The following is a 21,870-nucleotide window of genomic DNA, read 5'->3' as shown; positions in this document are numbered from 1 at the left end:
GGATCAGCTCCTAGAGAACGGCGCCGGATTCCTTGGCGGCGATGATCTGATCCCAGTCCAGGCCGAGCTCGAGCAGGATCTCCTCGGTGTGCTGGCCGTACTCGGGGGCCCGGGTGGGGGCGGGCGGGGTCTCGTCGAACTGCACCGGCGCGGCCACCGTGCGGAACTGCTCGCCCGCGTCGTCGGTGAGCGTCAGGAAGTAGCCGTTGGCCTGGGCCTGCGGATCGTCGAGGACCTCGCGCGGGGTGGCGATGGTGGCCCACACACCGGGCTCGTCGGCGAGCGCCTTCTGCCAGTCGGCGAGGTCGCGCTCGGCGAAGGTGCGGCGCAGCTCGGCGGTGGCGGCGTCCTGGTTGGCGACCAGGTTGGCCAGCGGGACGAAGCGCTCGTCGGTGCCGAGGTCCGGGCGGCCGATGCGGGCGCAGAAGCCGGGCCAGAAGCGGTCCGCCTGCAGCAGCACCAGCTGGACCCAGCGGCCGTCGCGGGTGCGGTAGCGGTTCACCGCGGGGTTGGGCGCGGTGCCCGCCTTGCCGACGGGGATGCGGTCGATACCGAAGTAGTCGGCGGCCGCGATATCGGGGGCCACCGCCCACATACCCTGCGCGAGCAGGGAACTGTCCACGATCGGGGCGTGCCCGGTGCGCTCCCGGTGGAAGAGCGCGGCGGTGATGCCACCGGCCAGCGTGATCCCGCCCTGCAGGTCGCCGAAGGCCGGGGTCTGGGTCACCGGGAACTCCTGATCGGCCACGGTGAGCGCGTGCGCCACCCCGGCCCTGGCCAGGTAGCTGGCGGCGTCGAAGCCACCGCGGTCCTTCTCCGGCCCGCGGCTGCCCTGCCCGCTGCCGCGCGCGATGATCACCTTCGGGTTGAACTCGCGGATCTGCTCCACGGTCAGCCCGGCGCGCTCCAGCGGTGCGGGCAGCCAGTTGGTGAGGAAGACGTCGGCGCGGGCGATGAGCTCGCCGAAGATCCGCCTGCCCTCGGCGGACTTGATGTCCACTCCGATGCTGCGCTTGCCGTGGTTGCCGATCTCCATCATCACGCTGGCGCGCACCCTGGCGTCGGCGGGGTCGAGGCCGCCGATGGTGAGGTAGCGGCAGGGATCACCGCCGCGGGTGTCCTCGATCTTGATCACCTGCGCACCCCAGTCGGCCAGGGCCGCTCCGGCACTCGGGACATAGGTCCACGAGGCCAGCTCCACCACCTGCACACCGTCGAGCAGACCTGACATCGCCGCTCCTCTCCACGTCCGTTTACTGTCTTGAAGTACTATACGGTAAGAGTTACAGTTACTCACCCGATACTCGATGTCGGGAATGAACTGGAGGGCTTGTGAGCGACGTTCTCGGAGCACGGACCGCCCCGGTCCTCGAGGTTGCGGCGCGCGCCGCGGCGCGGGCCGAACGCAGGATGCTCATCGACGGCGAGCTGCGGGCGGCCGCGGACGGCGCGGAATTCGACAACATCGCCCCCGCGACCGGGCAGCTGCTCGGCGGCACCGCCGCCGCGACCGCCGCCGATATGGACCGGGCGATCGGCGCCGCGCGGCGCGCCTTCGACGAGACCGACTGGCCGACCAACCGCGCCCTGCGCGCCCGCTGCCTCGAGCAGCTGCAGGCGGCGCTGGAGAGCGAGAAGGCCGAGCTCGGCGAGGAGCTGATCGCCGAGGCAGGCTGCCCGGCCATGACGCTGAGCAACGCGCAGGTGGAGTGGCCGCTGGCCGAGGCGCTGCGCTACCCGCTGCGGCTGATCGACGAATTCGCCTGGGAGCGAGTGCTTCCCGGCGGCGGGCTGTTCGGGGAGCGCAATGTGCGCACCGTGGTGCAGGAGCCGGTCGGCGTGGTCGCCGCGATCTGCCCCTCGAACTTCCCGGTCGAGGTGGTGCTGAACAAGATCGGCCCTGCCCTGGCCGCGGGCAATACCGTGGTGCTCAAGCCGGACCCGAACACCCCGTGGAACGCGACCCGGCTCGGCCGGCTGGTCGCCGAGCGCACCGACTTCCCGCCCGGCGTGCTCAATGTGGTTACCACGCCGAGCAACGAGGTCGCCGGGTTGCTGGCGACCGACCCGCGGGTGGACCTGATCTCGTTCACCGGCTCGACGGCGGTCGGCAAGCACCTCGTGCGCACCGCCGCCGACACTATGAAGCGCACTTTCCTCGAGCTCGGCGGCAAGTCCGCGCTCATCGTGCTGGACGACGCCGACCCGATGGCGGCCATCCGCAGCGCGATCGGGGTGTGCGTGCACGCGGGCCAGGCCTGCGCCGCCACCAGCCGCATGCTGGTGCCGCGCCACCTGGCCGACGAGATCACCGCCCAGGTGGCCGCCGCCTACGCCGCCGTTCCGCCCGCCGACCCCGCGCTGCCGGACACCCTGGTCGGCCCGCTGATCAGCGCGGCCCAGCAGCGCCGGGTGCTCGACGCGATCGAACGCGGCGTCCGCGACGGCGCCCTGCTGGTCACCGGCGGCGGCATCCCCGACGACATCGCCCCGCACCTGCGTGACGGCTTCTTCGTGCGCCCCGCGGTCTTCGCCGTCGCCGACAACACCCTGCCCATCGCCCGCGACGAGATCTTCGGCCCGGTGCTGGTGGTGATCCCGCACGACGGCGACGACGACGCGGTGCGGCTGGCCAACGACAGCGACTACGGCCTGGCCGGTGCGGTGCTGTCGAGCTCGCCGGAGCGCGGCATGGCGGTGGCCAGGCGAGTGCGGACCGGCGCGATCGGGGTGAACGGCGGCATGTTCTACGGCGCCGACGCCCCCTTCGGCGGGGTCAAGCAGAGCGGGCTCGGCAGGCAGTGCGGGCTGGAGGGCTTTCAGCAGTACCTGGAGACCAAGACGATCGGCACCCGCAGCCCCCGGCCGCGGTGAACAGAAAGGCGAAATCGGTGGCACGGATCGAAGGCAAGGTCGCGGTGATCTCCGGCGCGGCCCGCGGACAGGGCCGCTCGCACGCGGTGAACCTGGCAGCGGCGGGCGCGAGCATCATCGCGCTCGACATCTGCGCGGACCTGGAGGGCAATACCTACCCGCTGTCCCGGCCGGAGGACCTGGAGGAGACGGTCCGGCTGGTCGAGAAGGAGGGCGTCCACGCCTGGTCGGCGGTGGTCGACGTGCGGGAGCGCAGCGCTGTGTGGGGCGCGATCGAACAGGGCGTCGCGGCACTGGGCGGGCTCGATATCGTGGTCGCCAATGCGGGCATCGCGCCGCTGGGGAAGGGCCAGACCATCCAGTCCTGGTCCGACACCATCGACACCGACCTGGTCGGCGTCTTCAATGTGGTGCAGGCGAGCCTGCCGCACCTGAGCGACGGCGGCTCGGTCATCGCCACCGGCTCGCTCGCCGCCCAGCTGGGCAGCTCGACCAAGCAGGGCCCCGGCGGCTCGGCGTACAGCTTCGCCAAGCAGGTCGTCGCGCACTACGTCAACGACCTCTCGATCCAGCTGGCCAAGCGCTCGATCCGGGTGAACGCGGTGCACCCCACCAATGTCGACACCGGCATGCTGCACAACGAGGGCATGTACCGGATCTTCCGCCCCGACCTGGAGAGCCCCACCCGGGAGGACGCCGAGCGCTCCTTCGGCGCCATGCAGGCCATGCCGGTGCCCTACATCTCCCCGCAGGACGTCTCGAACCTGGTGGTCTTCCTGGCCTCGGACGAGTCCCGCTACATCACCGGCAGCCAGCTGCGGGTGGACGCCGGCGGCTACGTGAAGGCCAAGCCGTGGCAGGGGTGACGACGGCGTACAAGCTGTACCGCTGCCTGGTCTGCAACTTCGAGTACGACGAGGCGCTGGGCTGGCCGGAGGACGGGATCGAGCCCGGCACCCGCTGGGACGACATCCCCGAGGACTGGAGCTGCCCGGACTGCGGCGCCGCCAAGGCCGACTTCGAGATGGTCGAGGTCGCCCGGTGACCGTTCCGCCCGCCGGGCGGGTCGTGATCGCGGGCACCGGCATCGCGGGCGCCACCGCCGCCGAGACCCTGCGCAAGCGCGGCTTCGACGGCGAGATCGTGCTGCTCGGCGCCGATCCGGCGCCGCCCTACCGACGGCCGATGGTCTCCAAGGAGCTGCTCGGCGCCGCGTTCCCGGAGGAGAGGGCGCTGCTGCGTCCGGCCACGGCATGGCCGGAGTCGCGCATCGAGCTGCGGACCGGCACCCGGGTCGCGGCGATCGACCCGGACGCCGCGCGGGTGACCCTCACCGACGGCACCGCGCTCGGTTACGACGCCCTGCTGCTCGCCACCGGCGGCCGGCCGCGGACGCTCGGCGTTTTAATCCCGGGCGCGTTCACGCTGCGGGACCGGCACGACGCCACCGCTCTACGCGAGGTGCTGGCCCGGCCCGGCATCGAGGTGCTCGTGGTCGGCGGCGGGCTGATCGGCACCGAGGTGGCCGCCTCGGCCCGCACCGGCGGTGCGCAGGTGACGATTCTGGAGGCGGGGCCGCAAATTCTCGACCGGGTGTTCCCGGAGCCGGTCTCCGCGGCGCTGGAGTCGGTGCATCGCGCACGCGGGGTCGCGGTGCACACCGGTACCGCGGTGACGGGGGCGGACACCGTCTCCGGCTGCACCCGGCTCCGCTCGGCTGACGGCCGCGAGTGGATCGCCGACGTGGTCGTGGTCGCCGTCGGCATGACCCCGGACGACGAGCTGGCCCGCGCGGCAGGGCTCCGGGTCGACGACGGGATCGTGGTCGACGAGTTCTGCGCCACCTCGGCGCCGGGCATCTACGCCGCGGGCGACGTCGCGCGGTTCCCGGATCCGGTGCACGGCGGCTCGGTGCGGGTCGAGCACTGGAACCACGCGCAGTCGCACGGCGCCGCCGCCGCGGCCACCATCCTCGGCGAGCGCACCCCGTATCGCGAGGTGCCGTGGTGCTGGACTTCTCAGTACGGCCGCACCGTGCAGGCCGCGGGCAGGCCGACCGCCGGAGCCGAGCTGATCCTCGACGGCGACCCCGCCGGGGACGCGTTCCTCGCGCTGGCGCTGACCGGGGACCGGCTGGTCGGCGCGGTCGCGGCGGGCAGGCCGCGCGAGCTGCGCGCCGCCCGCACCCTGATCGGCTCCGGCGCCGAGCTGCCCCGCGACCGGCTCACCGGCCCGATCGACCTGGCCTCGATGGCCGCCTGAAGAACTTACCGCATGACATACTATTGGCATTACGACAACGAACCGCGCCGCAGCGGCGCGGCCCGACACCCCAGGGGTTGAGAGATATGGCCGAGCCCGTCATCGTCGGAGCGGTACGGACCGCGATCGGACGGTCGTTCAAGGGAACGCTGGTGAACGTGCCGAGCGAAACGCTGGCGACCACCATCCTGCCCGAGGTGATCCGCCGCGCCGGGCTCGACCCGGCGGCCGTGGACGACGTGATCTTCGCCGAATCGCACTACGGCGGCGGCGATCTGGCCCGCTATGCCGCCATCGCCACCGGCCTCACCTCGGTGCCGGGGCAGGCGGTGAACCGGCACTGCGCGGGCAGCCTGACCGCCATCGCCAATGGCGCGGCCCACATCGGCGTCGGTGCGGAGCGGGTGATCGTGGCGGGCGGCGTGCAGTCGCTCTCCACCAACCCGGTGTCGCGCTGGCGCATCCCCGGCACCGCCGAGTTCCAGGACGGCTGGATGCCGCCCTCGCACCCCGAGACCCCGGACGCGCCCACCCTGGACATGGCGATCACCGTCGGCTGGAACACCGCGCGCAAGGCGGGGATCTCCCGCGAAGAGCAGGACGCCTGGGCGGCCCGCTCACACCAGCGCGCCATCGCGGCCATCGACGCGGGCAAGTTCCGCGACGAGATCGTGCCGCTGAAGGTCGAGCAGCCGGACGGCAGCGTCCTGAACTTCACCGTGGACGAGCACCCGCGCCGCGACACCACCGCGGAGAAGCTCGCCCAGCTCAAGGTGCTGCACCCCGAGATCGAGGGCTTCTCGGTCACCGCGGGCAACAGCAGTGGGATCAACGATGCCGCCGCGGCCGTGGCGCTCACTGCCCGCGAGTACGCCGAGGCGGAGAACCTCGCGGTGCTGGCCCGGGTCCGCGCCTGGGCCAATGCCGCGGTGACTCCGGCCGATACCGGGTTCGGGGCGGTGAAGGTGATCGGCAAGGTGCTCGACCGGGCCGGGCTGAAGCCGTCGGATGTGGCGCTGTGGGAGATCAACGAGGCCTTCGCCTCGGTCCCGATCGCGGCGGTCCGCGAGCACGGGCTGGACGAGGAGCTGGTGAATTTCTCCGGCAGCGGATGCAGCCTCGGCCACCCCATCGCGGCCTCCGGTGCCCGGATGATCACCACGCTGATCTACGAGCTGCGCCGCCGCGGCGGCGGCATCGGGGTCGCGGCCATGTGCGCAGGCGGTGGCCAGGGTGGCGCCGTCGTCATCGAAGTCTGATCGAACGAGAGGAAACACAGTGTCTTTCGAAGGAACGGTTGCCCTGGTCACCGGCGGCGCCGGGGGATTAGGCGCGGCCACCGTGCGCCGCCTGCACGCCGCGGGTGCCGCGGTCGTCATCGCCGATGTCGCCGACGACAAGGCCAAACTGCTCGCCGACGAACTCGGCGAGCGGGCCGTCTACGTGCGCACCGACGTGCTGGACGAGGACTCGGTCGCGGCCGCCATCACCGCGGCGGGCGAGCTGGGCACGCTGCGCTACTCGGTGATCGCGCACGGCGGCTTCGGCGTGCTGGAGAAGGTCGTCAACCGCGACGGCTCGCCGCACACGCTGAAGGGGTTCACCGACACCATCTCGCTGTACCTGACCGGCACCTTCAATGTGCTGCGGCTGGTCGCGGCGAAGATCGCCACCCAGGAATTGGACGAGCGCGAGGAACGCGGCGCCATCGTCATGACCAGCTCCATCGCCGGGTACGAGGGCCAGATCGGCCAGGCCGCCTACTCCGCGGCCAAGGGCGCGGTGATCGGGCTGACGCTGACCGGGGCCAGGGATCTGAGCGCGACCAAGATCCGGGTCAACAGCATCGCCCCCGGCACCATGCACACCCCGATCATGGAGCTCATCGGCGAGGAGGGGCTGGCCAAGTTCGCCGCCACCGTCCCCTTCCCGAAGCGGCTCGGCAAGCCGGACGAGTACGCTTTCCTGGCCCAGCACCTGCTGGAGAATCCGTACATCAACGGTGAAGTGATCCGGATCGACGGCGGGCAGCGGTTCCAGCCGAAGTAACGGGCTCGAGCGGCGCGGAGGTGGCCATGACACCCGATGGGGGAGACGACCCGCGCCGCTCGCGTTCCCGCGCGCGGCTGCTGGCCGCGGCCACCGCGCTGGTGGAATCCGGTGGGGTGCACGCGGTCACGGTGGAGGCGGTGACCCGCTCCTCGCGGGTCGCCCGCACCACCGTCTACCGGCATTTCCACAGCATCAAGGAGCTGCAGGCGGCCGCGCTCGGCCAGCTGCTGGCGCCCGTGGTCGCCCCCGCGCCGAGCACCGGCACCCTGCGCGACCGGCTGCTCGACCTGGTCCAGCGGCAGGCCGAGGTGATCGACACGGTGCCGCTGCACCTCGCGGCGCTGACCTGGGTCGCCATCTCCGGCGACGGGTCCGAGGAGGCGGGGTCGCTGCGCAATCGGATCATCGAGCAGTACCGCCGCCCCTTCGACGAGCTGCTCGGCAGTGCCGAGGGGCGGCGGGCGCTCGCGGGCTGCGATCCCGATGTCGCTCTGGCCCAGCTCTTCGGGCCCATCGTCTTCGCCAAACTCGTCGGCTTCGGCGGGGCCGGGCCCGAGCAGTGTGCCCGCATCGTCGACGACTTCCTCACCGCGCGCGGGTCCGGTCCGGGATGGGTCAGGAAACAGTGACCAGGCCCCGGGGGAGCGGGAGAAGGTCGGCGTAGGTGACGATGCCCGGCTGCGCGGCGATCACCTGCGGGATGGCGTTCACCGCGGGCATTGCCGTCAGGATCATCGGCAGCCGCATGAAGTCGCTCATCGTGGTCCCGCGGAAGTCCGGCGGCGGAGCGACGTCCAACCGCAGGCTGATCCGCGGGCGGCCGTCCACGACGACCCGATGCCCGGTATCGATCGGCCAATCCGGTTGCAGCGTCTGCCCTTTGCGCCAGACGGTGCGCAGCTCCACGACGCTGCGCCCACCGGCCCGGCCGTGCCAGCTGGTGGCGATACCCGCCACACACCCCGCGTCGATGCGCCAGGAGCCCAGATCGACGTCCGCGGTGGTCGCCGCGTACTCGGGCTCGCAGACGATCTCGTCGAAGGTGACGCCGAGGGCATCGCCGATCAGCTCGGCGAACCCGTCGGCACCCGCGACCCGAGCAGCTCGAGCGCGTTCTCCCGCATGACCCGCCGGGTGTCCTCGTAGGAGAACTCCGGGAACTGCGGGATGTCGGCGGTGAAGGTGGTGGGGTCGGCCAGCCCCTCGCCGTGCGGCCAGTCCGAGCCGAAGAGCACCTTGTCCACGCCGATGGTCGCGGCCAGCAGCTTGACGTCGTCCTCGTAGTAGGGCGCGATCCAGACGTTGTTCTTCAGCTGCTCCACCGGGTCCTCGACGAAGTGGTAGGGCGCGGTGTTGGCGGCCTTCTTGAGCCGCTTGATCAGCCGGTAGACGAAGTACGAGCCGTTCTCGATGCTGGCCACCTTGAGGTTCGGGTGCCGGGTGAAGACCTGGTGCACGATCATCGAGGCCATGGTGTCGTGGATGGCGCGGTCGTCGAGCAGGATCTGGTCGAGCGGGTCCTTCTTGCCGAACCCCTCGAAGGTGCCCTTCCCGCCCCACAGCGCCGCGATGGCCAGGTAGCCGCTGTCGGAGAGGTGGAAGCCGACCGGCACCCCGGCCTCGGCGAGCCGGGCCCAGACCGGATCGTGCAGCGGGTCGCCGAGCGAGCGCGGCTTCACCGCGCCCGGCACCGGAGCGGGCCGCACCAGCACCATCTTGGCGCCGCGCTCCAGCACGAACTCGACCTCGGCGATGGCGCCATCGGGGTCGGCGAGCGAGATGATCGGCGCGCTGACGATGCGGCCGTCCGGGCGGTGGAAACCCCAGTCCTCGTCCAGCCAGAGGTTGAACGCGTGCACCGAGGCCATGGTGGCCGGAATGTCGTGCTTGAGCGCCTCTTCCACGCCGCAGGCGAAGGTGGGCAGCATGAAGACCGTCTCCAGCTTCTGCCGGTCCAGGGTCTTGATCCGCTCGTCGCGGTTCTGGTACTCCGGGTGGTCGGGCAGCCGGTCGAGCTTCATGAGCGAGCCCGGGTCGACGCCCTCCGGAATTTCGCCGCGGAACAGCAGGTCCAGGCAGCCGGGTTCGACGATCGGGTCGAAGGTCGGGTTGGGGACGAAGTGGTTGACCTTCTCGCCCATCACCGCCAGCGTGCGCCTGCCGCTGGTGACCATCTGCACGCCGCGGGTCTTGAACTCCTTGGGGAGGTGCCGGGTGAAGGCGTCGAGTGGTTCGTAGTAGTGGTTGTCCACGTCGATGGCCAGGTAGTCCAGCTTCGTCATATCGCGTCCTTCCGCGGGTGGGCCGCCGATGTGCCAGTACTACATACTGTATACCTATCGGTAAATGCGGTGGCAAGGGCGGCCCCGGTTCGCGGTCAGGATGCGCTGCGCGAGAGGACGGCGACCAGGAAGTCCGAGTCCGGGCCGAAGGGGCGCAGGTCCCAGGTCGAGAGCAGGAGGTCGGGGGAGGGGCCGCTCGCCGCCGCGTCGGCGAGGAAATCGTCGAAGGCGTAGTCGCGGCCCGCGCCGAAGCCGACGACCGCGCGCCCGCCAGGCGCCAGCCGCGCGGCGAAGCCGGCGAGTACCGCGGTCCTGGTCGGCGGCGCCACGAAGGTGAGCACATTGCCCGCGCACACCACGATGTCGAACTCGCCGGGGACGTCCAGTTCGGCGAGGTCGCCGACCAGCCAGGTCGGGCCGGGGTAATCGGTTTCGGCGGCCGCGATCAGCACCGGATCCACATCGACGCCCACCACCGTGTGGCCGACGGTGTGCAGGTATCCGCCGACCCGCCCCGGCCCGCACCCCGCGTCCAGCACCCGGGACCCGCGCGGCAGCATGGCGTCGATCAGCCGGGCCTCGCCGACGATGTCGGCCCCGCTCGCCGCGAGCCTGCGGAAGCGCTCGATGTAGCGCGGGGAGTGCGTCGGGTCGGCGGCGGTGATCTCTTCCCACTTGCTGGGGATTCGCGGGTCCATGCTCCCAGTGTGTCCCGGAGAGGACCCGGCATACTTGCCGGGTGCTGATCAGGGGAGCCCGCTCCGGCGATGTGGCGGCGATCGCCGCGCTGCACGCCGCGAGCTGGCGCAAGGCGTACGCCGGGATGATGCCGAGCGAGTTCCTGGACGGCGACCTGCTCGCCGACCGGCTCGCGGTCTGGACCGAGCGCTGCGCCGCGGCGGTGCCACCCGGCCTGTTCGTCGCCGAGGACGGCGCCGACCTGCTCGGCTTCGGCTACGCGACACCGGTACCCGACGGCCGCGTGCTACTCGACAACCTGCACGCCGCACCCGGCCGCACCCGCGGCGGCATCGGCACCGCGCTGCTCGCCACCGTCCTCGACTGGGCCGCCACCGACCACCCGGGCCGCGCCGTCCACCTCGAGGTGCTCCAGGCGAATACCCCGGCCATCGCCTTCTACGAACGCCACGGCGGCACCAGGACCGCCACCGGCACAGCCCATTTCGAGCAGGGCTTCGACCTCCCCGAGTTCGAGTACAGCTGGCCCGCCGGGTTCCGGCTCTGTTAAGGTCGACCCGTGACTGCCGGGTCGGCTTCGTGCCGTGAGCGAGATGGGTTCCCGGCCGCCCCCTGACCCCGGGGCGGGCCCGCGGCCCACCGAGTTCCGTCGAGAGGCGCATCGCACCATCCACGGAAACCAGGAGCCCTTCATGTCACAATCCGACGTGCGTTTCGACCACACCATCGTCGCCGCCAGGGACAAGCACGAGTCCGCGCGGTTCTTCACCGAGGTCTTCGGGCTGCCCGAGCCGCGGGAGTCCGGATTCTTCGTCGAGGTGCGGCTCACCGACGGCCGGGTCTTCGACTTCGCCGAGCCACCCATCGACTTCCCCGGCCAGCACTACGCCTTTCTCGTGAACGACGAGACCTTCGACCGGGTCATGGCGCAGCTGCGCGACCGCGGCGTCACCTACTGGGCCGACCCGCGGCAGAGCAGGCCGGGGGAGATCAACACCAACCACGGCGGGCGCGGCGTCTACTTCGACGACCCGTCCGGGCACCACCTCGAGGCCCTCACCGCCCGCTACGAGGGGTACCCCGTCCTGGGCTGACGGTAGTCTTCGGCGGGTGACGCGCTGCTCGGAAACCCCGCTGACCAGGTGATGCTTGATCTCGCGCTGCTCGACGGTGCGGTGCCGGCGCTGCTCGCGGTGTCGGCACTCACCGGGCTGATCTGGCTGCTGGCGCACAGCGGGCCGCGGCCGATCACCGCCTGCCTGGTCGCGGCCGGTGCGGTGACCGCGACCGCGGCCTGGCTGGCCACCGACGTGTTCGTGCTGTTCCCGGACCCGCTGGAGCCGCGCACCTACTGCTCGATCGGGGTCGCGGTCTTCGCCGCGCTGCTCGCCGTCGCCGGGCGGCGCCCGCTCGGGGTGCTGATCGCGCTGCTGGTGATCGCCGCCTGCGCGAACCAGGTCAATGCCGACTTCGCCGCCTACCCCACCCTGCGCTCGGTCTTCGAACCGCACGCCCCGAACGAGATCGCGTTCCGCGATCTGCGCCCCGCCCCGGTCGCGGAGCTCGGCCCCGGGCCGCTCGACCGGAGCTGGCAGCCGCCGCCCGGGCTGCCCGCCGCGGGGCGGATCACCCGCGCCCGCATCCCCGGCGCCGAATCGGGCTTCCAGGCCAGGCCCGCCGAGATCTACCTGCCGCCCGCCTACTTCGCGGTGCCGCGCCCGCGGCTGCCGGTGCTGGTGCTGCTCTCCGGACAGCCCGGCTCCCCGGACGACTGGCTCACCTCCGGCAACCTGGTCGCCACCATGGACGGCTTCGCCGCCCGCCACCACGGCCTCGCCCCCGTGGTCGTCGTCGCCGACGGCACCGGCGGGACCTGGAAGAACCCGCTCTGCGCCGACACCCGCCGGGCCCGCGCCGCCACCTACCTCGCGGTCGACGTCCCCGCCTGGATCCACACCCACCTGACCGTCGCCGACGACGCCGGCGGCTGGGCCATCGCGGGCTCCTCCTACGGCGGCACCTGCGCGATCCAGCTCGCGCTCGCCCGGCCCGGGGTGTATCCGACCTTCCTCGGCATGTCCGCGGAATCCCAGCCCAGCCTCGGCGATCCCGAGCGCACGCTGCGCGAGGGGTTCGGCGGCGACACCGCCGCCTTCGCCCGCGCCGACCCGCTCGCCCTGCTGCGCGCCCGCGGCTACCCGGAGCTCGCCGGGGTGGTCTCGGTCGGCGCCGCCGACGACGACACCGTGCCGGAGGCGAAGAAAATCGCCGACGCGCTGCGCGCCGGGGGTGCGCGGGTCCGGTTCCTGGAGGTGCCGGGCGGGCACGACTGGACGGTGTGGTCGGGGGTGCTCGAGCAGGTGCTGCCCTGGCTCGCCCAGCGGCTCGGCATCGTGAGGTATCCTTAAAGCTAGAAACACTGGCTTTAAGGAGTTGGCATGCCCGGCATCATCGCGACGATCGGCGGACAGCGGCGGAGCCGGGAGGAGGTGCGCGCCTGGGAATCGCGCCGGATCGCCGCCGCGGCCCGCAAACTGGGCGTCACCGCGTCCGGGCCCGAGGCTTTCGTCCAGCTCAAACTGGAGCTCGGCGCGGACGAGATCCGCGGGCGGCTGGCCCGCGATATCCGCTGGGCCGACCGGCTGGCCCGCACGCAGGCGCGGGTGAGCCCGCGACGCCGGCGCAGCGTGACCGAGCTGCACGTCGACCGGGGTTCGGCGACGGAGTTCGTGGCGTGGTTCCGGCACGCCACCGGCTCCTCCGACGAGGTGGCCATGCTGCGAGCCTGCCCCGACCACTTCCTGATCCGCTCCGGCCCGGCCGGTCAGGAGGTGCTGGAGACCACCGGCGGCAGCCCGCTCGCCGCGCGCTTCGTCATCGACTACGAGGATCTCGCGAGCCTGGTCACCACCCCCGACCCGGAGTTCCCGCACCAGATCGCCGGTGTCGCCCGCGCCGCCGACGACACCCCCATCGGGGGCGTGCGGCACCAGTTCCGCGATACCGGCGCCGGGTTCCACGCCCGCCTCACCGTGGAGTTCCCGCTGCCGACGCTGCCCACCATGGTCGCCGGGCACCGCTGGCACCTGGCCTGCGAGTTCGCCAACTGGATCGAGGCGGCGGCGTGACGGAGCCGCCGCGCAGGCGTCCGGGCGGGCGCAGCGCCCGGGTCCGCGACGCCGTCATCGCGGCCACCCTGGACGAGCTGCTCGAGCACGGGCTCGCCGAGCTGACCCTGGGCCGGGTCGCCGCCAGGGCCGGTGTCGCGGAGACCACGATCTACCGGCGCTGGGGGTCGCGCACCGCGCTCATCGCCGATGCGCTCACCGGGCTCGCCGCCGCCGGGAATCCGCCGCCCGACACCGGTTCGGTGCGGGAGGACCTGCGGCTGCTGGCCGAACAGGTCCGCGATCTCATCGCCGCCCCCGCCATCACCCGGCTGCTCACCACCGTCGCCGCGCTCGCCGCCGACCCCGAGCTCGCCGCCGCCCGCCGGGCGTTCTGGGACCACCGCTTCGAGCAGACCCGGCCCATCGTCGAGCGCGCCCGCGCCGCGGGCCTGCTGCGCGCGGAGGCCGACCCGCGCGTTGTCGTGGAGAGCCTGGTCGCGCCGCTCTACTTCCGCGTCCTGGTGACCGGAGAAGCGCTCGGCGACGACATCGTCACCCGCTGCGTCGATGACACCCTGCGCCGCTACGGCACGGCGTAGCGGGTTTGCCGCCGCCAGCGCAGCACGGTGGCGCCGGTGCGCGCGATCCACCCCGCGACGATTCCCGCGTAGACCCCGGCGAGCCCCGCCACCGCGCTCAGCGCCCACACCGCGGGCAGGGCCACCACCACGACCGAGAAGAGCGAGGCGTACAGCACGCCGCGGGTGTCCCCGGCCGCCCGCAACTGCGCGGCATAGATCATGCTCACCGCCATGATCGGCGCGAGCACCGGCAGCGCCCACACCACCCCGCGCGCCGCCGAGCTCACCGCCGGATCACCGGAGAGTACCGCGAAGACCAGCGGCGACGCCGCGGCCAGCACGATCGCGGTGCCGCACGCGGTGACCAGCATGACCATCGCCCCCGCGCGCACCACCGCGCGGCGCTCATCGGGGTCGTCGGCGCCGATACTGTGCCCGACGAGCACCGCCATGGCGACGCCGATCCCGAACACGAACATCCACACCAGCGACACCGCGACGCTCACCGTCCGGTGCGCGGCCAGGCTCACCGCCCCCGCGCCGGCCGCCAGCACCGCGATCACGGCGTCCCCGCCGTAGCTGACCAGGCCGAATCCCACGTCCGGCACGGCCACCTCGAGCCACGCCCGCAGCGGTGCTCGCCCGGTGTCCCGCAGCAGGGTCCGCGCGCTGTGCGTGAGCCCGGCGGTCCCGGCGGCGAGCGCGGCGGTGGAGCCGAGCGCGGAGCCGATCGGGCCGAGTCCGGCGGGGAAGATCAGGACGGCGGCCAGCGCCAGGTTCAGTACCGCCACCGCCACGGCATTGCGCGCGCCGGTGCGGGTGTCGCCGGTGCCGCCGAGTACCCCGCGCAGGTGCGCGGTGACGGCGGTGCACGGCAAGCCGCACAGCAGGATCCAGAGCACGAGCGTCGCCTGCCCACGATCCAGCCCCTCCGGTGCGGTGGCCCGCACCAGCAGCGGCGCCACCACCCCCGCGCCCAGCGCGACCACCGCGCCGATCACCGCCGTAGCGCGCGATCCGGCCCGCGCGAGCGCCCGGATGCCCGCGGTGTCCCCGGCGCCGTGCAGCCGCGCGACCACGACCTGCGTGGCCGACCCGAACGGGATCACCAGCGCGGTGGCCACGATCCACATCGGCAGCACCAGCGCCACGGTGCCGAGCGCTTCGGTGCCGTAGTGGCCGAGCAGTGCGGTGTCGGTCGCCGCGAGCACCATCGTCGTCGCCGACGTGAGCACCACCGGCACCGCGATATCGATGACCGCGCGAACCCTCCCCATGCGGGAACCCTACTGCCGCCCGGTCCTCCGCCGGCCGGCGTCGGCCGCCTGGCCGATCACCTCGAACCCCGCGGTGGTCATCAGGCTGGCCAAGCCCTCGCGCAGGAGGATGTCGTCGTCGGCGAGCGCTACCCGCGTTGTCGGCTCATCCGGTCTGTTCGTGGCTCTGCACTGTATGGGCTTTCCGGACCGTCGGGTCCGGGAGTGTCCCACGTTCGGCCGACCCAGCCGCCGGAGCGGCGCTGGCATACTCGGCGGGTTGTTCGCCGCCGACCCGGAAAGATCGCATGACCCACGAACCCGCCCCGTTCTTCCGGCGTCTCGCCGCCAGGATCCTCGATCTCGCCTTCTGCCTGCTCCTCACCTTCGCGGTGGCGATACCGGTCGGGCTGGTGGTCGTTCCGGTGGCGGTCGTGGCAGGCGAAGCCTCCGAGGATGTCGTGCTCGGCCTCGGCGCCTGGCTCTGCTATTTCCTCGCCTACGTGGGGCTCGAGGTGTTCCTGCTGATGCGCCGCGACGGTCAGACACTGGGCAAGGGGCTGCTGGGGTTGCGGGTCGTACCCGCGGGGGAGTGGGCTCGGCCGCGATTGGCCCCGGGACCGGCGACGGCTCGCATGCTGATCATCTTTCTCCCCTTCGTCTTCATGTCGCTCGCCGGCTCATACCCCGAATCGGAGCTCCTCGACGGGATCGCCCTGGCCGGGGTCTTCGCCTCGCTCGTCAGCCTGGTGCTCGCGATGCTCCCCGGGCGGCGGCGCGCCCTGCACGACCTGGCGTCGGGGAGCCGCGTGGTGCGGGCGCCGCGGCGGAAGATCGAGCTGAAGAAGGATCTGCTGATGACGCTTCCCGGTCGGGTGGATCTGAGCAAACGGCCCTGAGGCAGAACGCGAAACGGCCCGGAGCCGAGGCTCCGGGCCGTTTCGGGGACGCGCGCGTTACCGCACCGCGCGACGCCCGGTGACCAGGTTGACCAGGAACAGCAGGATGACGGCGCCACCGAGGCAGGTGAAGAAGCTGAACCACAGCCCACCGCCCTCGACGTCGACACCGAACAGCTTCAGGATGAACCCGCCGAGCAGGCCGCCGATGACGCCGACGACGATATTGAGCAGGATGCCCTGCTGGGCATCGGTCTTCGCGATCTTGCTGGCGATCCAGCCCGCCAGGCCGCCGATGATGATCCAACCCAGGATTCCGAGACCGAGCATGGCACTCTCCGTTCTTTCCGAAACTGTTGGTGCGCGCCCTCATACGCGCCCCGTCCAGTTCGCGGCATACCCGGGGTTCCGGAGCTCAATCACCCCGATTCGGTGAATTCGAAGTGCGGTGATCGCGGACCGAGTCCGGGCCTCGCCGAACTGCCGGGTGACGGTGATCGGAGCGCGCGATCGGCTCCGGGACGTAACCGTTCGCGCGCAGGACTTCGCCGGTGGCCGTCGCCATCTCCAGCGCGCCGGGGGTGTCGCTGTGCACGCAGAGCGCGAGCGCGGCGGCGTCGTCCGGCGCGACGGCCACCGTCTCGCCGTCGACCGAAAGCACCCGGCGCTCGGTCACCATGCGCAGCGCACGCCCGGCGGCCTCGGACACGTCGGTGACGAGCGCATCCGGGTGCTGCCGCGAGACCAGCCGACCGGCGGCGGTGTACCCGCGATCGACGAAAACCTCCGGGATCGTCGCGATGCCGCGCTCGCGGGCCCGGTTCCACACCTCGGTCCCGTACTGGCACAGCAGCGCCAGCCCGGGATCGACCAGCTCCACCGCCTCCACGATGGCGCCGGCCTGCTCGACGTGCTCCGCGGCCACGTTGTAGAGCGCGCCGTGCGCCTTCACGTAGGTCACCGCGGTGCCCGCGATGCGGGCGAAGGCCTGGAGCGCGCCGATCTGGTAGACGATCTCGTTCACCAGCGTCGGGCGGGCGACATCGATGAAGCGGCGGCCGAACCCGGCCAGGTCCCGATACGAGACCTGCGCGCCGATCGAGACGCCGAGCTCCGCGGCGAGCGCGGTGGTGCGGCGCAGGATGTCGGGGTCGCCGGCGTGGAAGCCGCAGGCGATATTGGCCGCCGAGACCTGGGCCATGAGCGCGGACTCGTCGTGGTCGCCCCACACGCCGAAGCCCTCGCCGATATCGGTGTCCAGATGCACCCGCATGCTCCAGGTATACAGCTCGGTAGTTCCCGCCCGCCCGGCAAGGTCGGCCGCTCAGATTCCGTGCACCGCGACGACCTCGAACCGGGACGGCTCGCCCGGCCCCATCGGCCCACCCTTGTCGAACTGCGACGCCACGACCAGCATCCGGTCACCGACCCGCGCCATCGTGGTCGGAATGTGCAGCGCGGCATCGGTGATCTCCCCGGACTTGGTCGCGCTGGCCCCGTCGTCACCGAGCGTCCACCGGCTGATGGTGTCGGTCGTGTTCTGCACCACCCACAGGGTGCCGTCCCGCAGCTCCAGCCCGTCGCCGTTGGTGACGTCGCCGCCGTGCAGCGCGACCTTGCGGATCTCGCCGGTGTCCAGCGCGATCCGGTACAGCTCGCCGGGGACCATGTCCACGACGAGCAGGTAGCGCCCGTCGGTGACGATGCCGTTCAGGCTCAGCTTGTCCGCCGGGCGCGGCGCGAGCCGGCCGCTGAGGTCGAATTGCACCGTGAGCTCGGATGTTCCGGCGGCCGCGAGCTGGTCTGGGGTGACGCGGTAGACGCCGCCGCGCACCGAGTCGGTCAGGTAGGCGGTGCCGTCCGGGGTGATGGCGAGGTCGTTGACGAAGCGCGGGGCCGAGCCGGGCACGGTGAAGCGGGCGAGCGGGCGGCGGGTCGCGATGTCGTAGACCGTGACGCCCGCGGTGGAGTCGGTGACCCAGAGCCGCCCGGCGGGGTCGACCTTCAGCCCGTTGGCGGTGGCGCGGCCGTCGGCGCCCGCGGGCAGGAAGACCTCGGCCTCGGTGGCATCCGGGGTGGCGCGGTAGATCGCGCCGGTGGCGTACGAGCCGACGTAGGTGTCGCCGGTACGGGGGTCGGCGGCGATCCCCTCCGGGTAGACGCGGTCACCGGGCAGCGTGTACGCGGTGCCGACCGTGTCCGGGCTTCCGCAGGCGACCGTGACCAGGGCGAAAGCGGCGGCGACGGGCAGACGGAGACGAGCGGGCAGCATGGCCCCTCCCTCACTGTGTGAAGTCGAATAGAAGAACGAGCACTAAGGTAAGTTAGAGGTCTAATAATCGTCAATGGTCTGACGGAAGGGTGGGCGGATACCATGCGTGCATGACGTCCATGCCGACCACGGAGCGCCTCGGGCACTACATCAAGCGCGCCGAGCAGGCTCTGACCACGGCGAAGAACGCCGCGCTGAAGCCGGTGGGCGTCACCGTCCCGCAGTACGCCGCCCTGCTCTCGCTCACCGAGAACCCCGGCATCTCCGCCGCCGCGCTCGCCCGGCTCTGCGGCGTCACCCCGCCCACCATGAACACCATCCTCACCAACCTGCAGGAGCGCGGGCTCATCGAGCGCAGCCCGCACGAGTGGCACCGCAATGTGCTGGAGACCCGGCTGACCGAGCGCGGCGAAGCGGTCATGCGCGACGCGGATGTGCGCGCGGTGCGGGTGGAGCGCGCCGTCGGCGCGGCCTTCACCGACGAGGAGCGGGAGCTGTTGCAGTCGCTGCTCATTCGCTGCGCGGATGCGTTCGATGCAACGAGGGCGGCCGGGGCGTAGCGCCGCGTCAGCCGCGCCGCGGCCCGGCCAGCTCCAGCAGCCGGACCCAGTCCACCGCCGGCTCGGCCGGACGCCGCCGCACCCGGACGCCGGGGACGCGCACGCGCAGCGCGCCCGGCTCGATGGTGCAGCGCACCGGGGTGTCGAGCAGCAGCGATTCGCCGTCCACCCCGACCGGGATGCGCGGCACGTCGGCCTCGACGGTAACGCTGGTGGCGAGCCCCCTGGTCAGCCCCCTGGTGCGGGTGCGGCGCAGCAGCCCGAGCGCGGCGCGGGTGCTGGACACCGTCACGGCGACGACGCCGAGCACCCCGCCGTCCAGGCGGTCCCGGCGGCTCAGCCCGGCGAGGTCGCTGGAGCCGTAGGGGTTGTTGCTCACCAGGATCGCCTGCGGGGCGTCGATCTCGGTGCCGGGCAGCCGTGCGGTCAGCCGGGTCCGGCCGGGGCCGGTGAGCAGGTCGGGGAGGCGCGCGAGCACGGTGCGGGTCTTGTCGTCGCGGTAGGCCGGGTCCTCGACGATCTGGGCGTAGACGCCGAACGAGGCATTGTTGACGAAGGGGCGGCCGTTGATCCGGGCGAGGTCGACGTGCAGCTCGACGCCGTCGGTGAGCGCGGTGAGCCCGGCGACCGGGTCGGCGCGGTCCAGCCCCAGGTCCATGGCGAAGTGGTTGCGGGTGCCCGCGCTGATCACCAGGAACGGCAGCCCGTGCTCGGCCGCCACCCCGGCGACCAGCGCCTGGGTGCCGTCGCCGCCGGCCACGCCGAGCAGGTCCGCGCCGCGCGCGACGGCCGCCCGCGCGAGCGCGACCACGTCGATCTGCTCCGGACCGTCCAGCAGGGCCACCTCGGCACCGAGCTCGGCGGCGCGCCGCGGCAGGTCGAACTTCGTCACCTTGCCGCCGCCGGAGCGCGGATTCATGATCAGGAACGGATGCTCGGCCTCGGGCGCGAGATGCTCGAGCACGGGGGAGTGCGGCCGCCGCAGCGCCGCCCGCGCGGCCAGCAGCGCCAGCACCGCGAACCCGGCGGCCAGCAGCACCACCCACAGCAGGTGCGCCGCCACGAAAAGCACCACCACGACGAGCGGCGCCACCACCGCCACCCCCACCGCCGCCGCGCGCAGCACCCCGCGCCGGGTGAGCGCCCAGTACAGCGCTGCCACCGTGAGCACCACCCCGCCTGCCCCGACCGCCAGCAGCAGCACCGCGCCGCGCAGCCCCGCGGCCGCGATCGGCGTCAGCGCGGCGGCCAGCGCGCAGAGCAGCGCGGCGCGGGCGAACCACCGGTGCGCGCTCATGATCCGGCCCGCCGCTCGAACGCCTCGACCGCCGCCTCCACGGTCGGGTAGAAGTGCCCGTCCCCGAACCGATCACCGACCCCGAACCGGATGAGCCGATCCTTGATCGGCCCCTTCATCTCGGCGAATGCCAATCGAATCCCCTTGCTCGCCAGGAAGCGGTCCAGGTCGACCAGCTCGTCCACGGCGGTGGTGTCCATCCCGGTGATCGGCTCGGCGGCCACCACCACCCATTCGGCGGGCGCCGGCGCCCGCGCCACGACCGAGCGCACGTAGGAGTCGAAGATCTCGCCATTGGCGAAGAACAGCGGCGCGTCGAAGCGGACCAGCACCAGCCCGGGAATGCGGTGCCCCTCGGGGTGGCGCTCGACATCGTGGAAGCCGGGGCGGGCCGGGGTGCGCACCAGCTCGGTGCGGTAGGGCTGCCAGGCGCGCGCCACCACCGCCAGGAACGACAGCCCGATCGCCACCAGAATGCCCTGCAGCACCCCGGCCAGCGCGACCCCGAGCAGCGCCGCGGCGGCCAGCGCGAACTCGACCCTGCTCATCCGCCACATCCGGACCAGCCCGCGGATGTCGACCAGCGCGGTCGCGGCCACGATCACCACCGCGGCCAGCGTCGCATCCGGCAGGTAGGCGGTCACCCCGGGCGCGACCAGCACGAACAGCAGCACCGCGGCCGCGCCGACCACCCCGGCCAGCTGGGTGTGCGCCCCGCTCTGCTCGGCCACCGGGGTGCGCGACCCGCTCGCCGAGATCGGGAACCCGCCGAAGAGCCCGCCCGCGATATTGGCGACGCCGATCGCCTTCATCTCGGTATTGCCGTTCACCTCGGCGCCGTGCCTGGCGGCGAAGGTCCGGGAGAGCACGCCGGTGTCGGCGAACGCGATCAGCGCGATCCCCGCCGCGGGCCCGACCAGCCGCCCGACCTCGCCCCAGTCGACGCCGCCGAACGTCGGCAGCGGGAAACCGCTCGGCAGCGCCCCCACCATGCCGATATCGTCGGTCAGCCCCGCCGCCGCGGCGAGCGCGATCGCGCCGACGACCGCGACCAGCACGCCCGGCACCGCGGGCAGCACCAGCCGGAACCCCACGATCACCACCAGCGACCCGATCCCGACCGCCGCGGCGAGCGGATCCACCGCGCCGGAGGTGAGCGCGCGCCCGATCCCGGCGATCTCGCCGAGCAGATTGTCGCCGTCGCCGTCGAAGCCGAGCAGCTTCGGCACCTGCCCCACCAGCACGATCAGCGCGATGGCATTCAGGTAGCCGAGCCGGATCGGCTTGGAGAGCAACTCGGTGACGAACCCGAGCCGCAGGAACCCGCCGAGCAGCAGGATCAGCCCAACCAGCACCCCGAGCACCCCGGCCAGCGCGATCGCGCTCTCCGGATCGTCGGCGACGGCCAGCGGGAGCACGGCGGCCGCGATGAGCGGCGCCAGCGACGAATCCGGCCCCAGGACGAGAATGCGCGACGGCCCGCACACCGCGTAGGCGAGCAGCGGCACGATGGTGGCGTAGAGCCCGGTGTAGGCGGGCAGCCCGGCGGCCTCGGCGTACCCCATCCCCGCGGGGATGAGCAGGGCGGTCAGGACCAGCCCGGCGGTGATGTCGTCGCGCAGCCACTCCCGGCGGTAGTGCCGCGCGGTCGCGATGCCGGGCAGCCGGGCGAGCGTCGACATCGGCTTCATCGAGTCGGTCCTTCCTGCTCGGCGCTGCGCCAAGT

General features: G+C 72.4%; 24 protein-coding genes. 14 read left to right on the top strand and 10 right to left on the bottom strand.

Going from position 1 to position 21,870, the window contains the following annotated elements:
• Positions 1 to 10: 10 nt before the first annotated feature.
• Positions 11 to 1,231, bottom strand: a complete 1,221-nt coding sequence (locus AB0H71_RS05635) for a CoA transferase (protein WP_357015158.1) — start codon at positions 1,229 to 1,231, stop codon at positions 11 to 13.
• 101 nt (positions 1,232 to 1,332) lie between these two features.
• On the opposite strand from AB0H71_RS05635, the gene AB0H71_RS05630 reads away from it, so the two are divergent.
• From AB0H71_RS05630 to AB0H71_RS05600, 7 genes are all read left to right on the top strand, one after another.
• Entirely contained in the window at positions 1,333 to 2,874 is a 1,542-nt protein-coding gene (locus tag AB0H71_RS05630) for an aldehyde dehydrogenase family protein (protein WP_357015157.1), read from the top strand.
• A 17-nt stretch (positions 2,875 to 2,891) separates the two neighbouring features.
• The gene (locus AB0H71_RS05625; RefSeq protein WP_357015155.1) at positions 2,892 to 3,740 is read left to right on the top strand and encodes a mycofactocin-coupled SDR family oxidoreductase; all 849 of its coding nucleotides are present in this window, start codon (positions 2,892 to 2,894) and stop codon (positions 3,738 to 3,740) included.
• Positions 3,737 to 3,919: a rubredoxin gene (locus tag AB0H71_RS05620; RefSeq protein ID WP_357016186.1), complete on the top strand. Its 183-nt coding sequence runs from the start codon at positions 3,737 to 3,739 to the stop codon at positions 3,917 to 3,919. Before AB0H71_RS05625 ends, AB0H71_RS05620 begins: the two co-directional genes overlap by 4 nt.
• Positions 3,916 to 5,136 (top strand): FAD-dependent oxidoreductase, encoded by a 1,221-nt coding sequence (locus tag AB0H71_RS05615; protein ID WP_357015153.1) that lies wholly within the window; start codon positions 3,916 to 3,918, stop codon positions 5,134 to 5,136. The genes AB0H71_RS05620 and AB0H71_RS05615 overlap by 4 nt, the downstream gene beginning before the upstream one ends.
• Before the next feature lie 86 nt (positions 5,137 to 5,222).
• Positions 5,223 to 6,395: a thiolase family protein gene (locus AB0H71_RS05610; protein WP_357015151.1), complete on the top strand. Its 1,173-nt coding sequence runs from the start codon at positions 5,223 to 5,225 to the stop codon at positions 6,393 to 6,395.
• Positions 6,396 to 6,414: 19 nt separating this feature from the next.
• A complete protein-coding gene (locus tag AB0H71_RS05605; protein ID WP_357015149.1) occupies positions 6,415 to 7,185 on the top strand; it encodes an SDR family NAD(P)-dependent oxidoreductase in 771 nt (256 codons plus the stop codon).
• Positions 7,186 to 7,211: 26 nt separating this feature from the next.
• Positions 7,212 to 7,817: a TetR/AcrR family transcriptional regulator gene (locus AB0H71_RS05600; protein ID WP_357015147.1), complete on the top strand. Its 606-nt coding sequence runs from the start codon at positions 7,212 to 7,214 to the stop codon at positions 7,815 to 7,817.
• On the opposite strand, the gene AB0H71_RS05595 is transcribed toward AB0H71_RS05600, so the two are convergent.
• The 3 genes from AB0H71_RS05595 to AB0H71_RS05585 form a co-directional block, all read right to left on the bottom strand.
• The gene (locus AB0H71_RS05595; protein WP_357016183.1) at positions 7,804 to 8,253 is read right to left on the bottom strand and encodes a hypothetical protein; all 450 of its coding nucleotides are present in this window, start codon (positions 8,251 to 8,253) and stop codon (positions 7,804 to 7,806) included. The two genes, AB0H71_RS05600 and AB0H71_RS05595, sit on opposite strands and share 14 nt — an antisense overlap.
• Positions 8,253 to 9,470: an amidohydrolase family protein gene (locus AB0H71_RS05590; protein ID WP_357015145.1), complete on the bottom strand. Its 1,218-nt coding sequence runs from the start codon at positions 9,468 to 9,470 to the stop codon at positions 8,253 to 8,255. The genes AB0H71_RS05595 and AB0H71_RS05590 overlap by 1 nt, the downstream gene beginning before the upstream one ends.
• 95 nt (positions 9,471 to 9,565) lie before the next feature.
• Entirely contained in the window at positions 9,566 to 10,168 is a 603-nt protein-coding gene (locus tag AB0H71_RS05585; protein ID WP_357015143.1) for a class I SAM-dependent methyltransferase, read from the bottom strand.
• Between the two features lie 41 nt (positions 10,169 to 10,209).
• On the opposite strand from AB0H71_RS05585, the gene AB0H71_RS05580 reads away from it, so the two are divergent.
• The 5 genes from AB0H71_RS05580 (at position 10,210) to AB0H71_RS05560 (ending at position 13,878) form a co-directional block, all read left to right on the top strand.
• Entirely contained in the window at positions 10,210 to 10,719 is a 510-nt protein-coding gene (locus tag AB0H71_RS05580; RefSeq protein WP_357015141.1) for a GNAT family N-acetyltransferase, read from the top strand.
• A gap of 142 nt (positions 10,720 to 10,861) precedes the next feature.
• The gene (locus tag AB0H71_RS05575; protein ID WP_357015140.1) at positions 10,862 to 11,263 is read left to right on the top strand and encodes a VOC family protein; all 402 of its coding nucleotides are present in this window, start codon (positions 10,862 to 10,864) and stop codon (positions 11,261 to 11,263) included.
• A 51-nt stretch (positions 11,264 to 11,314) separates the two neighbouring features.
• Positions 11,315 to 12,577 carry an alpha/beta hydrolase-fold protein gene (locus AB0H71_RS05570; RefSeq protein ID WP_357016180.1) on the top strand — a complete coding sequence of 421 codons (1,263 nt, stop codon included), beginning with the start codon at positions 11,315 to 11,317 and terminating at the stop codon, positions 12,575 to 12,577.
• Positions 12,578 to 12,607: 30 nt separating this feature from the next.
• A complete protein-coding gene (locus tag AB0H71_RS05565; protein WP_357015138.1) occupies positions 12,608 to 13,297 on the top strand; it encodes a hypothetical protein in 690 nt (229 codons plus the stop codon).
• On the top strand, positions 13,294 to 13,878 hold the full coding sequence (locus tag AB0H71_RS05560; RefSeq protein WP_357015136.1) for a TetR/AcrR family transcriptional regulator: 585 nt from the start codon (positions 13,294 to 13,296) through the stop codon (positions 13,876 to 13,878). The genes AB0H71_RS05565 and AB0H71_RS05560 overlap by 4 nt, the downstream gene beginning before the upstream one ends.
• Here AB0H71_RS05560 and AB0H71_RS05555 read toward each other — a convergent pair.
• Positions 13,863 to 15,137 (bottom strand): MATE family efflux transporter, encoded by a 1,275-nt coding sequence (locus AB0H71_RS05555; protein ID WP_357015135.1) that lies wholly within the window; start codon positions 15,135 to 15,137, stop codon positions 13,863 to 13,865. The two genes, AB0H71_RS05560 and AB0H71_RS05555, sit on opposite strands and share 16 nt — an antisense overlap.
• A gap of 287 nt (positions 15,138 to 15,424) precedes the next feature.
• On the opposite strand from AB0H71_RS05555, the gene AB0H71_RS05550 reads away from it, so the two are divergent.
• Entirely contained in the window at positions 15,425 to 16,015 is a 591-nt protein-coding gene (locus AB0H71_RS05550) for an RDD family protein (protein WP_357015133.1), read from the top strand.
• A 57-nt stretch (positions 16,016 to 16,072) separates the two neighbouring features.
• Here the strand turns inward: AB0H71_RS05550 and AB0H71_RS05545 are convergent, their stop codons facing one another.
• The 3 genes from AB0H71_RS05545 to AB0H71_RS05535 all read right to left on the bottom strand — a co-directional run bounded on the left by AB0H71_RS05545 (position 16,073) and on the right by AB0H71_RS05535 (position 18,287).
• Positions 16,073 to 16,345, bottom strand: a complete 273-nt coding sequence (locus AB0H71_RS05545) for a GlsB/YeaQ/YmgE family stress response membrane protein (RefSeq protein WP_357015131.1) — start codon at positions 16,343 to 16,345, stop codon at positions 16,073 to 16,075.
• An 85-nt stretch (positions 16,346 to 16,430) separates the two neighbouring features.
• On the bottom strand, positions 16,431 to 17,288 hold the full coding sequence (locus tag AB0H71_RS05540) for a 5-oxoprolinase subunit PxpA (protein WP_357015130.1): 858 nt from the start codon (positions 17,286 to 17,288) through the stop codon (positions 16,431 to 16,433).
• A 51-nt stretch (positions 17,289 to 17,339) separates the two neighbouring features.
• Positions 17,340 to 18,287, bottom strand: coding sequence for a superoxide dismutase (locus AB0H71_RS05535; RefSeq protein WP_357015128.1), 948 nt, complete (start codon positions 18,285 to 18,287; stop codon positions 17,340 to 17,342).
• Between the two features lie 110 nt (positions 18,288 to 18,397).
• Between AB0H71_RS05535 and AB0H71_RS05530 the strand changes: the two genes are divergently transcribed.
• Positions 18,398 to 18,847: a MarR family transcriptional regulator gene (locus tag AB0H71_RS05530; protein ID WP_357015127.1), complete on the top strand. Its 450-nt coding sequence runs from the start codon at positions 18,398 to 18,400 to the stop codon at positions 18,845 to 18,847.
• 7 nt (positions 18,848 to 18,854) lie between these two features.
• Here AB0H71_RS05530 and AB0H71_RS05525 read toward each other — a convergent pair whose 3' ends face one another.
• Both AB0H71_RS05525 and AB0H71_RS05520 read right to left on the bottom strand, forming a co-directional pair.
• Positions 18,855 to 20,144, bottom strand: a complete 1,290-nt coding sequence (locus AB0H71_RS05525; protein ID WP_357015126.1) for a diacylglycerol kinase family protein — start codon at positions 20,142 to 20,144, stop codon at positions 18,855 to 18,857.
• Complete coding sequence (locus AB0H71_RS05520) at positions 20,141 to 21,835, bottom strand: SulP family inorganic anion transporter (protein WP_357015124.1); 1,695 nt, start codon at positions 21,833 to 21,835, stop codon at positions 20,141 to 20,143. The genes AB0H71_RS05525 and AB0H71_RS05520 overlap by 4 nt, the downstream gene beginning before the upstream one ends.
• Positions 21,836 to 21,870 lie beyond the last annotated feature (35 nt).

The organism is Nocardia sp. NPDC050697, assembly GCF_040654395.1.
Taxonomy (GTDB): Bacteria; Actinomycetota; Actinomycetes; order Mycobacteriales; family Mycobacteriaceae; genus Nocardia.
This window is presented reverse-complemented; position numbering and strand designations above follow the sequence as displayed.